This is a genomic window from Nocardia sp. NPDC057668, from assembly GCF_042799795.1.
Lineage (GTDB): Bacteria > Actinomycetota > Actinomycetes > Mycobacteriales > Mycobacteriaceae > Nocardia.
Genome location: NZ_JBHVIC010000002.1, coordinates 341,005 through 354,439, shown reverse-complemented (window position 1 = coordinate 354,439; position 13,435 = coordinate 341,005). Strand labels below are relative to the sequence as shown.

The window sequence follows — 13,435 nt, the reverse complement described above, 5'->3', positions numbered from 1 at the left end:
TCGGTGTGTCACAGGTCGCGCCCGGCATACTGGTCAGACGTCCAGGGTGCAGTCGCCCGCGGCGGCCGAGATGCAGGTCTGCACCTTGTCGCCGGCGCGATGCTCGTTGCCGTTGCGCAGATCGCGCACATGACCGTCGGTCACGGTGACCACGCAGGTCTGGCAGATGCCCATGCGGCAGCCGAACGGCATCTGCACGCCCGCGCCCTCACCGGCCTGCAGCAGCGTGGTCGCGCCGTCCACCTCGACCGCGCGGCCGGTGCGGCCGAAGGTGACGGTGCCGCCCTCGCCGGTCGCCGAACGCGCGATCTCGAACCGCTCCACGTGCAGCCGCTCCGGGATTTCGGCTGCCTCCCAATGCTTTTCGATCTCATCGAGCATGCCCGCCGGACCGCATGCCCAGGTGTCGCGCTCGCGCCAGTCCGGCACCTTCGCATCGAGTTCGGCGAGCGAGAACTTGCCGTGCTCGCCCGTGAAGTGCTGGTACGAATGGAAACTCGGATGCCGGTCGTGCAGGCCGCGCAGATCCGCGGCGAACATGACGTCCTCGGGCGTGCGCGCGGAATGCACGTGCACCACGTCCGGCACCACGCCGCGCCGATCCATGGTGCGCAGCATGGCCATCACGGGGGTGATGCCCGAACCCGCGGTCAGGAACAGCGTCTTGGCCGGCGGCGGCTCGGGCAGCACGAAGCCGCCCTGCGGCGCGGCCAGTCGCACGATGCTGCCCACGGCCACGCCGTTGACCAGATGGCTGGACAGGAAACCCTCCGGCATCGCCTTGACGGCGATGGAGATCAGCCGCTTCGACTTGTGCTCGGGGTCGGTCCAATCCGGGGGACAGGTCAGCGAATACGACCGCCAGTGCCAGCGCCCGCCCACCAGCACGCCGATGCCGATGTACTGCCCCGGCTCGAACTTGAAATCGAAACCCCAGCCCGGCTTGATCACCAGCGTGACCGAGTCCGCGGTCTCCTTGCGCACCGCCACGATCCGCCCGCGCAGCTCGCGCGCGGACCACAGCGGATTCACCAGATGCAGGTAGTCGTCGGGCAGCAGCGGGGTGGTGACCCGGGCTGCCGCGCCACGCAGCGCGTTCAGCCTGGTGCGTCCCGCGGTGGCGCCTTCGGCGACCGGCGCCTCCAGCCATTCCCGGAGTCCCCGCATGGAGAAACCCGAAGTCTTCGAAGCCATGATCCGGACAATTTCCTGTCGGTCGAGCGCTCGTAGCGCAGTTCGTTCAGATGCGGCCCGAAATCGGAGCCGCTGGCTCTGCGAGTCAGCGTCGTCGCTGCCCGCCCCGGCGCGGCGCGTGCGGTTCCCGAGGACCCTATCGGGCCAGGCTCGGAGCTTCGCCGCACGCTGTCACAGCAAGGTTACGGCATCGTAGGTTACGGTGCCGTCGGCGCTGGGGGAAGAGGTGAGGAACTCCGGGTACGAGGGCCGCGACCGCTACAGCAGATCCAGCAGGAACGGCAGTTCCTGGGCCGCGTACCAAGCCAATTGGTGATCCTCGGCATCGCCCAGCACGAATTCGGCGTCGGTGTCGCCCATGTCGGCGGCGTCGATCACATCGACGGCCTTGGCGATCTCGGGCTCGGCCTCGGCCAGGTCCACGTGCACCGACGCGATGCGGTCGTAGGGGATCGCGGCCACCAGCCGGACCACGGCGTCGTCCAGATCCGGGCGCAGCGTGGCCTCGTCGACGTCGGCGGCGATGACCGCGCGCCGGAAGATCGGGCCGCGCACGGGGGCGGCGGTGTCGTCGCCCGCGCCGTCGGCGTCCAGGCCGTCGAACTCCTCGGTCGCGGCCTGCTGGTCGGCGAGCAGGCGCAGCGAGGCGCGTGCGGCCTCGGCCATGGCGACCTCGGCCAGCTCCTCGTCGTCGCCGGAGGCGTAGGCCTCGCGCAGGGCGGGGGTCACCGCGAAGGCGGTGTCGTTGAGGGCGCGAATCTCACGGTCGGCGACCAGTTCTCGCAGCATCGGCACGGTGGCCGGCACGTACACGCGCAGTTTCTTCGAGACGCGGGACGACTCACTGGACGCAGGCACCGAGCATCTCCTCCATCGACTCGTGCACCGAAGCGGTCAGCACCGCGATATCCGCCATGGCGTCGCGATCGGCGGTGAGCCCGTAGAAGACGCGTCCGTCGTAGGACGTGAGCCCGATACTCAAAGCCTGAAAGCGCAGCAGCGGCGATACCGGGTACATCTCCAGCATCCGCGCGCCCCCGATGAACATCGGCTGCTGCGGACCCGGCGCATTGGTGATCACCAAATTGAACGTGTGTTCTGCGAAGGTACTCGCCGACCGCACACTCATGGCATGCAGGCTCGCCGGAGCGAATCCGGCCATATGCACCAGCGTGCGCGCCTGCACCCCGCGGTCGTGCCGGGTGTGCGGTTCGGTGGCGTGTTTGATGTGCGAGAGCCGGATCACCGGATTCGGTTCGCCCACCGGCAGATCCACCATGATCGAAGTGACCTCACCTGCGGGTTTGAGTTCGGCGCCGTCGGAATAGACCGATATCGGGACCACCGCGCGCAGGGTGTCGGCCTCGGTCAGCACCTGCCCGCGCGAGAGCAGCCAGTTGCGCAGCGCGCCGGTGACCACGGCCAAAATCACATCGTTGATCGAGCAGTCGAAGCGTTTACGGATCTTGCGGTAGTCCTCGAGATCGGTGCGCACCACCTCGACCCGGCGATTGCGCGAGGTCCGGGTGTTCAGGGGGCTGTCCGGCGCGCCGAGCGCGGCCGCGCGCAGCATGGACACCATCTTCTGCACGGCCTTGCCGGTCGCGTCGACCACCGCGAACGCCTCCGCGCCGTGATGGCGCATGACCTCCAGGGCCTCGCGCGGCTGGGTGGCCAGGTGCAGCACCGCGCCGATGAGCAGTTCCAGATCGGCGGGCTCGCGGTGCGCGCGCCACGCGTCGTCGGCGACCTCGCGCGGATCGGCCGAGGTGTCCAGGATCACGTGCCCGATCTCGAGCGCCGAATCTCCGTCCACCAGCGCCGAATGCGTCTTGGTGAACACCGCGGATCGGCCCTCGGACAGGCCCTCGACCAGGTACATCTCCCACAGCGGGCGGGTGTTGTCGAGCGGATGCGAGGCCAGTCGCGCGACCAGATCGAGCAGTTGCTCGTCGGTGCCCGGGCCGGGCAGGGCCGAGCGGCGAATGTGATAGCTGATGTCGAACTGCGCGTCGTCGACCCAGACCGGGCGGCCCAGCGCGAACGGGATCTCGCGCACCTTGCGGCGGTACAGCGGCACCAGCGGCAGCCGCGATTCGACCAGCGACACCAGGCGCTCGTAATCCAGCGGCGCACGCCCGGAATTGCCGGTCGGCGCGGGGTTTCGCAGGATTGCCAGGGATCCGATATGCATCGGGTTGCTGCTCGATTCGAGCCGGTAGAACGACGCGTCCTGGGGCGTCAGTCTGGTGATCACGCTGCCCGCTACTCCCTACATCCCTGCCTGTGCCCGCATGGTGACCCCCGGGTACGGCGTCGGCGGCGCGCGCCGGCGTACCGGCAAGCTATCGCGATTCGTTCACCCGGGGATACGGTCCGAGCGACACTGCCCACCGTTTCGTCGTCATCGACGCCCCCGGCCCGGGAGTGCGGGTGCAAGCCTGGCGCACCCCGAACCTGGCTACATGGTACGACAGGGTCCCGAAATTGACTCCGCGCCAAGACGATTCGCTGGCGAATCGCGGCGGCCCGGAGACCGGGGCCGGGGCGGGCGCACGCCATCGCCGCAGGTACGCCGAGCCGCGCCGTCCGCTGGGAGCGAAGCGGAACGCGCGCCGATCGCACTGCGCATTACCATGGGGTCGTGGCTGCGCTCTGCGCACCTGTTTCCCGCCCAGGCGGGGCCGCCTGCCCACCGACCAGAGGACTGACAAGACCCGTGCCTGCGCTGACGCTTTCGAGGTTGCTACGGATTGGTGAAGGTCGCACGGTCAAGCGGCTTGCGAACCTGGCCGATGAGGTCATCGCCCTGGACGAGGAGTTCACGGCGCTGTCCGACGCCGAACTGCAAGCCAAGACCGCCGAGTTCCGCGAGCGCTACGCCGACGGCGAATCGCTCGACGACCTGCTGCTCGAGGCGTTCGCCACCGCGCGCGAAGCCTCCTGGCGCGTGCTGAATCAGAAGCACTACAAGGTGCAGATCATGGGCGGCGGCGCCCTGCACATCGGCAACGTGTCCGAGATGAAGACCGGTGAGGGTAAGACCCTGACCTGTGTGCTGCCCGCCTACCTCAACGCCATCGGCGGCGAGGGCGTGCACGTGGTCACCGTCAACGACTACCTCGCCAAGCGCGATGCCGAGTGGATGGGCCGCGTGCACCGGTTCCTCGGGCTCGAGGTGGGCGTCATCCTCGGCGGCATGACCCCGGCCGAGCGCCGCGTGGCCTACGCCGCGGACATCACCTACGGCACGAACAACGAGTTCGGCTTCGACTATCTGCGCGACAACATGACCCACTCGCTGGACGATCTGGTGCAGCGCGGGCACAACTTCGCCATCGTCGACGAGGTCGACTCGATCCTGATCGACGAGGCCCGTACCCCGCTGATCATCTCGGGCCCGGCCGACGCCTCCTCCAAGTGGTACGCCGAATTCGCGCGGATCTCCCCGCTGCTGAAGAAGGACCTGCACTACGAGGTCGACATCAAGAAGCGCACCATCGGCGTGCACGAGGCGGGCGTCGAATTCGTCGAGGATCAGCTCGGCATCGACAACCTGTACGAGGCGGCCAACTCGCCGCTGGTCAGCTACCTGAACAACGCCATCAAGGCCAAGGAGCTGTTCCAGAAGGACAAGGACTACATCGTCCGCGACGGCGAGGTCATCATCGTCGACGAGTTCACCGGCCGAATCCTGGTGGGCCGCCGCTACAACGAGGGCATGCATCAGGCCATCGAGGCCAAAGAGGGCGTGGAGATCCAGCCCGAGAACCAGACGCTGGCCACCATCACGCTGCAGAACTACTTCCGGCTCTACGACAAGCTGTCCGGTATGACCGGTACCGCCGAGACCGAAGCGGCCGAGCTGCACCAGACCTACACCCTCGGCGTGGTGCCCATCCCCACCAACCGGGCGATGGTCCGCAAGGATCAGGCCGACCTGATCTACAAGACCGAGGAGGCCAAGTACTCCGCGGTCGCCGACGACATCGCCGAGCGGCACGAGAAGGGCCAGCCGGTGCTGATCGGCACCACCTCGGTCGAGCGCTCGGAGTACCTGTCCAAGCAGCTGACCAAGCGCGGTATCCCGCACTCGGTGCTGAACGCCAAGTTCCACGAGCAGGAAGCGCAGATCATCGCCGAGGCCGGGCGGCCCGGCGCGGTCACCGTCGCCACCAACATGGCCGGTCGCGGTACCGACATCGTGCTCGGCGGCAACGCCGACATCATCGCCGACCTGCTGCTGCGCAAGCAGGGCCTGGATCCGGTCGAGACCCCCGCCGAGTACGAGGCGGCGTGGCTGCCCGCGCTCGAACGCGTCAAGGATCAGACCGAGGCCGACGCCGACGAGGTGCGTGAGGCCGGCGGTCTGTACGTGCTGGGCACCGAGCGGCACGAGTCGCGGCGCATCGACAACCAGCTGCGCGGCCGGTCCGGCCGTCAGGGCGATCCGGGCGAGTCCCGCTTCTACCTGTCGCTGGGTGACGAGCTCATGCGGCGGTTCAACGGCGCAGCGCTCGAGTCGATCATGACCAGGCTGAATCTGCCGGACGACGTTCCGATCGAGGCCAAGATGGTCTCGCGCGCGATCAAGTCGGCGCAGACCCAGGTGGAGCAGCAGAACTTCGAGATCCGCAAGAACGTCCTCAAGTACGACGAGGTCATGAACCAGCAGCGCAAGGTGATCTACGCCGAGCGCGCCCGCATCCTCGAGGGCGAGGACATGGAGGGCCAGGTCCAGGAGATGATCACCGACGTGATCACCGCCTACGTCAACGGCGCCACCGCCGAGGGCTATGTCGAGGACTGGGACCTGGCCAAGCTGTGGACCGCGCTCAAGACCCTGTACCCGATCAGCCTGGACTACAAGGAACTCGCCGGCACCGGCGAGGACGGCGAGCTGGGTGAGCTGGACCGCGAGGAGCTGCTCGACGCCGTGCTCGACGACGCGCACGCCGCGTACGAGAACCGCGGCGCCGAGATCGACTCGCTGGCCGGTGCGGGCAGCATGCGCAACCTCGAGCGGCAGATCCTGCTCTCGGTGCTGGACCGCAAGTGGCGTGAGCACCTCTACGAGATGGATTACCTCAAGGAGGGCATCGGCCTGCGCGCGATGGCCCAGCGCGATCCGCTGGTCGAGTACCAGCGCGAAGGCTTCGACATGTTCTCGGCCATGCTCGAGGGTCTGAAAGAGGAGTCGGTCGGCTTCCTGTTCAACCTGCAGGTCGAGGTGCAGGCGCCGCAGCCCGCCGGGGTCTCGGTCGGCGCGGGCCTGCAGTCGCCGGTCGGCAATCGCCCGCTGCCCACCCAGGAGCAGGCGCAGGCAGGCAACGGCGCCCCGGCGGCCCTGCGCGCCAAGGGGATCGACGAGTCCGCGCCGCGCGGGCTCAGCTACTCCGGTCCGGCCGAGGACGGGCGGGCCGTGGCGCACAGCGAGGATCAGGAGTACGGCGGCCCCGCCGATTCCTCCACTCGCCGTGAGCGTCGCGAGGCCGCGCGCGGCACGGGCAAGCTCGACAAGGCGCCGAAGTCCAAGCGCCGCCGCTGATTCGATACGACGGGCGCCCGGTCTCATTGAGGCCGGGCGCTTTTCGTTGACCGGGGGTTCTGTGCGCGAGGTCGGGTGCGGTCGGTTCGCGTTGCCCGGGCGTCATCGGCGAAAGGAAGACGCCCCGGGTGTGAGCACCCGGGGCGTCCTCGGTTTTCCAGCGCCAGCTGGAGTCGTGGGGCGCAGATGCCGGCCAACCCCTGGAAGGCATCTGCGCGCGAGGTCCGCGTCCGCCGGGGCGCGGTGGGCGCCGCCCGCGGCGGTGCGATCGCTCGCGTTCGCGACCCGTGCATCCGCGCCGACACGCGAATCCGCGAACGCAATCCGTCGCCGTTGAATATTTAGCACGCATTTCGGAAATTCGGCAAGCCCCGGTGAATACCTCACGGTTTGCTGCGAATAGAATTTATTAATTCTGGCATGGCTGATTCGCCCCACGCGATTACGGCGTGTTGCGGTGGCTGGGCGCTGTCTCGCTGATGTGTGTGCCGATGCCCGCGGCGTTCGGCGGTGACGCGGATTCCCCTGGTCCTGTACTCGGTTGTGGGCCCCTCCTGGTAAAAGCCGCCCCGACTCGGCTGCTTTTACTGCTGGTTACGAGCCTAGGCGGAGTGCTGGCAGCCGACATCGGTCGCCGTATCGGTCGGTCCGCCCATGGCTCTCGTTATCGGCGTGTGATCTGCCGTACAGCGTCAAGGGCGGTTGGCCTGGAGGTTTGATTGCAGCTTATTAGCTGGGGTAAATTGCATTGTGCGCGACGAGGCGGGGATATGCGGGCGTGGCCCGGAGCTGATGCGGCTGGACCGATTACTCGCCGACGCGCGCGCCGGGCACGGTGCGGCCCTCGCGATTCACGGTGAGCCCGGAATCGGCAAATCCGCCCTGTTGCGCGCGGCGGTCCGCCGCGCCGACGGCTTCCACGTCCTGGAATGCGCGGGCGACCCCGTCGAGACGGCCCTGCCCCACGCAGCCCTGCACCAGCTCCTGCTCCACGCCGCCGCCCCCGTATCCGCCCTGCCCGAACCGCAGGCCGCCGCCCTGGAAGCGGCCGTGGGCCTTCGCCGTGCACCAAGCGATGGCGGCCCGGAGTCCGGCGCACCGGGCGGGTATTCCGCACCCGCACATTCGAATCCGGCCGCGGGCGGCTTCCTGCTCGGCGCGGCCCTGCTGACCCTGTTCACCGACCTCAGCGCCGACCGCCCCCTCCTGCTCGCGATAGACGACGCCCACCTCCTCGACTCCGCCTCCGCCGCGGCCCTGCACTTCGCGATCCGCCGGGCGATCCATCTTCCCGTAGTCCTGCTCTGCTGCCTTCCCGTGGAAACGGCGTCCCCGCAAGGGAATGCGGCGGGGTGGTACCGCTTGCCCGCGCTGGTGCTCGGTGGGCTGGATGACGGGGCGGCCCGCGAACTGCTGGAGGCGCGGCACGGGGTGTTGCCCGCGTTGCGGGTGGCGCGGGTGCTGGCCGTGGCGGGCGGGAACCCGTTGGCGCTGCGGGAATTGCCGGTGGGGGCCGAGGAATTCGCGGGATCGTCGTTCGGGCCCGCGCCGCTGGGGGAGCGGCTGCGGGCGGCGTATCGGGATCGGCTGGCCGGGCTCGACCCGGGGGTGCGGGGCCTGTTGCTGCTGGCGGTCGTCGAGGAGCGCGGGGTGCTGCGGGTGCTGCTCGCCGCAGCACAGGAGCTCGGGGTGGGCGAGAGTGTCTGGGAGGCGGCGGAATCGGCCGGTCTGCTGGAGGTCGGGGACGGGCGGGTGCGGTCGCGGCATCCGCTGCTCGGCATGGCCGTGTACGACGCCGCCGCGCCGGAACAGCGGCGCGCGGCGCATCTCGCGCTGGCCGGGGCCCTGACCGGCGCCGGGGAACTGGATCAGCGTGTCTGCCATCGGGCGGCGGCGCTGCGGCGGCCCGACGAGCAGCTGGCTGTCGCGCTCACGCACAGCGCCGAGCAGGTGCGCGGCAGTGTGCTCGCCGCGGCCGCGATGCTGCGCCGGGCCGCGGCGATCACCCCCGATCCGGTGCACGCGAGCACGCGGCTGGCCGCCGCCGCCCGGTTCAGCTGGGCCGGTGGCGATATCGAGTCGGCGCGGCGGTTGCTCGACCGCGCCACCGAATGGATCGGCGCCGACCGCGCGGCCACCGCCAGCGGCGGACTCGCGGGACTGCTGGAATTCGTGGCGGGCGAGCCCGAGCGCGCGGGCGCGCTGCTGCTGCGCGATGCCGCCCTGCTGGACGGTGAAACCTCCACCGGGCTGCGCGAATTGGCCGACCAGGCGCATTGGGCGGCCGCGCTGGGTGATCCCGCCCCGGTGCGGTCGCGGGATCTGGAGTTCGCCGGGCGCGGGCGCGCCGAGATCACCCCCGCCGCGGTGCGTCAGCTGCCGCCCGCGCCGCTGGTGCTGTTGTGGGGCAAGGCCGATCGCGCCGTCGAGCCGTTCACGCGCCGGGTCGCGCAGTTGCGCGATAGCGGTGAGCACGCGGCGGCGGTTCATCTGCTGCCGCAGCTGGCGATCGTGCAGTTCGCGAACGGCCGGGTGCCGGCGGCGCAGGAATCGCTGGCCGAGGCGTTCGAGCTGGCCCGCGCGACCGGGACCGGCAACGTCCTGGCCCAGTGCTGGAACCTGAACGCGAAAATCGCCGCCATGCGCGGGGATTCGGATCTCGCGCTGGAAAGCCTGGACCGCGCCCTGGCTTTGGCGCGTCCCCGGCGCGCGCACGCGCTGATCGCCTCCGCGCATTGGCATCTGGGCTTTCACGCCCTGAGCGTCGGCGATCCCGAAACCGCCTACCTGCGCCTGCGCACGCTGGCCCAGCCCGGTCACGACGCCCGCCATCCCACCTACGCGCGCCTGGCGGCCATGGACATGGTCGAGGCGGCCACGCGGGTCGGCAGGCCCGCCGAGGCGGCCGAGCACTACGCGACCGTTCGCTCGTGGGCGATCCGCTCGCGCGCGGATTGGGCGGTGGCCTCCGCCTACGCCTGCCGCGCGCTGATCAGCACCGACGAGGAACGCGCCGACCACTACTTCCGCCGCGCCCTGGCCGTGCGCCGCACCCGCCACGACCTGAACCAGGCCCGCACCCACCTGCTCTACGGCGCCTGGCTGCGCCGTGTGCGCCGCCGCGCCGATGCCGCCGAACAGCTCCGCGCCGCCCTGGAGTCCTTCGAGCGCATGTCCGCGACCCCCTGGGTGGAGCGCGCCCGCCAGGAACTGGACCTGACGGGCCGCCGCACTCCCGCCCCCGATCGCGGCTCCGCCCCGGTCCTGACCGCCCAGGAGTTCCGCGTGGCCCGCATGGCAGCGCAGGGCATGACGAACCGCGAGATCGGCGTCGACCTGCTGCTGTCCCCGCGGACGGTGGGCCACCACCTGTCCCGCGTCTTCGCGAAACTCGGCCTCACGGCCCGAGGCGAGCTGTCCCGCATAGATTTCGACAACGGCCTGCGCCTGATCCCCCCGCGCTGATCCGCCCCGCGCCCATCGCCGGCTCGGCCGTTCGATGTCAACCGAACGACCGCGCGGCGCCCTCAGTCGTCGATCTTCAGCGACTCACCCCAGTGCCGGGGGTCCCAGTTGACCAGGATCATCCCCGCCACGCTCCCGGCGCACGCGCCGCACGAGTTCACGTTGATATGGCTGTCCACGTCGGTCTCGCCCTGCAAGACCGCCCGCATCGACAGCCACACCGCCCGCAGGTACATACCCGCCGGGTTCCCGCACCGGACACATTCCGGCAATACCTGACTGTCATCGTTCCGCCCGACCCGAACCTCCGGCGTGACCGGCGCCCCTGCCCCCAGTTCCGGGTCGAGTAGCGGCGAGAACTCACTCCGCTCATGGTGTTCCACCTCGGCAGGCTAACCATTCGCCCGATTTCCCGCACCCCTTACACCGTACGAGTTTGCCCGCCAGGCGGCCGGTGCCAGCCGCCCGCCCCTCGAACCAGAGGTCTTTCGAGTTGAGGACGGTCGCAGGAGGCGGATCCCAACCACGCAGACCCGTTTGCCAGGCAGGCTGTGTCACCGCTCCGAACGTCGTTATCGCAGTGCGACGTCCGCGCCACCGGAGAACATCGAGTCGTGCAGCTCGATACGGTCCGCGGTCGCACCCTCCGGCATGTCGAAGACCAGTTGGGCGGTAACGGTGTTGCCGGGATTGATCTCCTCGAACACGCTGCTGTCCGGCTGCAGCACGATGGTTGCCATCGTGTCGTTGCCGAACTTGCGATCGTCGGTATCGAAGACGTACTGGTCGCTGGGTGAGAAGCCAAGCGAGGTGACGACTCTTTCGGTGCGAGGGTCTCCGCCGGTCAGGTGATGGTGGTGCTCGGCTGGCCTTTGAACCACGGATCGTTCGTGTTCAGGGCCGTGAGGAGCAGGCGGATCGCGGCTACGCGGGCCTCTTTGCCGGGGAGGGCGTCGAGGGCGCATTCGGGGTCGGCCGGGGGGCCGAGGTGGGTGCAGCCGCGGGGGCAGTCCTCGATCGCGTCGGCCAGGTCGGAGAAGGCCCCGATCACGTCGTCGGGGGTGATGTGGGCCAGGCCGAAGGAGCGGATGCCGGGGGTGTCCACCACCCAGCCGCCGGATTCCAGGGGCAGCGCCACGGATTGGGTGGAGGTGTGGCGGCCCTTGCCTACGCCGGAGACCACGCCTACCGCCCGATCCGCGTCCGGCACAATGCGATTCACCAGGGTCGACTTGCCGACGCCGGAATGGCCGATCAGGGCCGTGAGCCGGTTCGCGAGCATGTCCAGCACCGGTTCGAGGGGTTCCTCGATCCCGCCGTAGACGATGGTCAGGTCCAAATCCTCGAAGGCGGCCGCGAATTCGGACTCGGCCGCCAGATCGCGTTTGGTCAGGCACAGGATCGGCTGCAGCCCACCGACATACGCCGCGACCATGGCCCGCTCGACGAAGCCGGTGCGCGGCGGGGGATCGGCCAGCGCCACCACGATGAACAGCTGCTCGGCGTTGGCGACCACGATGCGCTCGAACGGGTCGGTGTCATCGGCGGTGCGCCGCAACACCGTTCGCCGTTCGGAGACACGAATGATGCGGGCCAGGGTGTCCGGCTTGCCGGACAGATCCCCGACCAGGTCGACCTGATCGCCGACCACGATGGGTGTGCGGCCCAGTTCGCGGGCGCGCATGGCCACGATGCGCCGATCGGGATCGTCGTCGAGGACGCACCCCCAGCGACCCCGGTCCACGGAGACGACCATGGCCGGCTCCGCGTCCAGGTGCTGGGGTCGGGTCTTGGTGCGCGGACGAGAGCTCTTGCCCGGACGGATCCGGACATCGGACTCGTCGTACTCGCGCCGCTTCAGCGGACTGCCCCGGACCCGTCGAGCATGCCTTCCCAGAGGGCGACGAAATCGGGCAGCGTCTTGGCGGTGGTGCCGATGTCCTCGATCTCCACCCCCGGCACCACGAGACCGAGAATGGCGCCCGCGGTGGCCATGCGATGGTCGGCGTAGGAGTGCCACTGCCCGCCGCCGAGCGGGGTGGGGTCGATGACGAGCCCGTCGTCGGTCTCGGTCACCTTGCCGCCGAGCCGGTTGATCTCGGTGGACAGCGCGGCGAGCCGGTCGGTTTCGTGCCCGCGCAGGTGCGCGATGCCGCGCAGCCGGGACGGGGAGTCGGCCAGCGCGGCCAGCGCCGCCACGGTCGGGGTCAGCTCGCCCACGTCGTGCAGGTCGATGTCGATGCCCGCCAGCCGTTCGGGCCCGCGCACGGTCAGGACGTTGTCGAACACCCGAGCCTCCGCGCCCATCCGCACCAGGATCTCGCGGATCACGTCGCCGGGCTGGGTGGTGTAGCGCGGCCAGTGCGGAATGCGCACCTCGCCGCCGGTGACCGCGGCCGCCGCCAGGAACGGCGTGGCATTGGACAGATCGGGCTCGACGTCCCAGTCCACGGCCCGGATCGGCCCGGGATGCACGGTCCAGGTCTGGGTGCGGCGCGGATCCTCGGGCGCGTCGACGCGCACGTCGGCCTCGCGCAGCATCTGCACGGTCATCTCGATGTGCGGCATGGACGGCAGCGATCCGCCCGAATGATGCACCGTCACACCCTGTTCGAAGCGTGCCGCGGACAGCAGCAGCCCGGACACGAACTGCGAGGAGCCCGAGGCGTCGATGGTGATCGGCCCGCCGCGCAGCGCACCGGTGCCGTGCACGACGAAAGGCAGTGCGTCCCCGTCGATGTCGAGGCCCAGCCCGCGCAGCGCGTCCAGGATGGTGCCCAGCGGCCGCACGCGGGCCTGCTCGTCCCCGTCGAACGCGACGTCGCCGGTGGCCAGCGCCGCGACCGGCGGCAGGAACCGCATGACGGTCCCGGCGAGCCCGCAGTCCACGACCGCGCTGGTGAATGCCCGCGGCGGGGTGACCGTGACGGTATCGCCCTCGCCCTCGATGGTGGTGCCCATGGCCCGCAGCGCGTCGATCATGAGGTTGGTGTCCCGGCTGCGCAGCGCGCCGGTGATGGTGGAGGGCCCATCGGCCAGGGCGGCCAGGATGAGGGCCCGGTTGGTGATCGATTTGGACCCGGGCAGGGTCACGGTCGCGTGCACGGAAGTGTGGACATGGGGCGCGGGCCAGAAAGTCACGCCCCCATCCTCCCAAACGATGGTCGGGTTCCGAGGCCGCACGCCCCCATTCCGGTCAATCCGCCCGTCCGGGGCGCTACTTCGGCG

General features: G+C 69.8%; 9 protein-coding genes. 2 read left to right on the top strand and 7 right to left on the bottom strand.

What is annotated here, in order from left to right; all coding sequences use genetic code 11:
• Positions 1–33 precede the first annotated feature (33 nt).
• From ACFVBH_RS14485 to ACFVBH_RS14475, 3 genes are all read right to left on the bottom strand, one after another.
• Complete coding sequence (locus ACFVBH_RS14485; protein WP_354987356.1) at positions 34–1,194, bottom strand: ferredoxin reductase; 1,161 nt, start codon at positions 1,192–1,194, stop codon at positions 34–36.
• Positions 1,195–1,452: 258 nt separating this feature from the next.
• Positions 1,453–1,983 (bottom strand): DUF6912 family protein, encoded by a 531-nt coding sequence (locus tag ACFVBH_RS14480; protein WP_354987373.1) that lies wholly within the window; start codon positions 1,981–1,983, stop codon positions 1,453–1,455.
• A 52-nt stretch (positions 1,984–2,035) separates the two neighbouring features.
• Positions 2,036–3,451, bottom strand: coding sequence for a wax ester/triacylglycerol synthase family O-acyltransferase (locus ACFVBH_RS14475; RefSeq protein ID WP_354987357.1), 1,416 nt, complete (start codon positions 3,449–3,451; stop codon positions 2,036–2,038).
• Between the two features lie 462 nt (positions 3,452–3,913).
• Between ACFVBH_RS14475 and secA the strand changes: the two genes are divergently transcribed.
• Positions 3,914–6,742, top strand: a complete 2,829-nt coding sequence (secA, locus tag ACFVBH_RS14470; protein WP_379002040.1) for a preprotein translocase subunit SecA — start codon at positions 3,914–3,916, stop codon at positions 6,740–6,742.
• Positions 6,743–7,492: 750 nt separating this feature from the next.
• Positions 7,493–10,207 carry an AAA family ATPase gene (locus ACFVBH_RS14465; protein ID WP_379002039.1) on the top strand — a complete coding sequence of 905 codons (2,715 nt, stop codon included), beginning with the start codon at positions 7,493–7,495 and terminating at the stop codon, positions 10,205–10,207.
• Positions 10,208–10,269: 62 nt separating this feature from the next.
• Here the strand turns inward: ACFVBH_RS14465 and ACFVBH_RS14460 are convergent, their stop codons facing one another.
• From ACFVBH_RS14460 to aroA, 4 genes are all read right to left on the bottom strand, one after another.
• Entirely contained in the window at positions 10,270–10,443 is a 174-nt protein-coding gene (locus ACFVBH_RS14460; protein WP_354987360.1) for a hypothetical protein, read from the bottom strand.
• A 336-nt stretch (positions 10,444–10,779) separates the two neighbouring features.
• Entirely contained in the window at positions 10,780–11,088 is a 309-nt protein-coding gene (locus tag ACFVBH_RS14455) for a DUF4352 domain-containing protein (protein ID WP_379002038.1), read from the bottom strand.
• Positions 11,052–12,104, bottom strand: a complete 1,053-nt coding sequence (rsgA, locus tag ACFVBH_RS14450; protein WP_379002780.1) for a ribosome small subunit-dependent GTPase A — start codon at positions 12,102–12,104, stop codon at positions 11,052–11,054. The genes ACFVBH_RS14455 and rsgA overlap by 37 nt, the downstream gene beginning before the upstream one ends.
• Positions 12,065–13,348: a 3-phosphoshikimate 1-carboxyvinyltransferase gene (aroA, locus tag ACFVBH_RS14445; RefSeq protein WP_379002037.1), complete on the bottom strand. Its 1,284-nt coding sequence runs from the start codon at positions 13,346–13,348 to the stop codon at positions 12,065–12,067. The genes rsgA and aroA overlap by 40 nt, the downstream gene beginning before the upstream one ends.
• Positions 13,349–13,435: the final 87 nt, after the last annotated feature.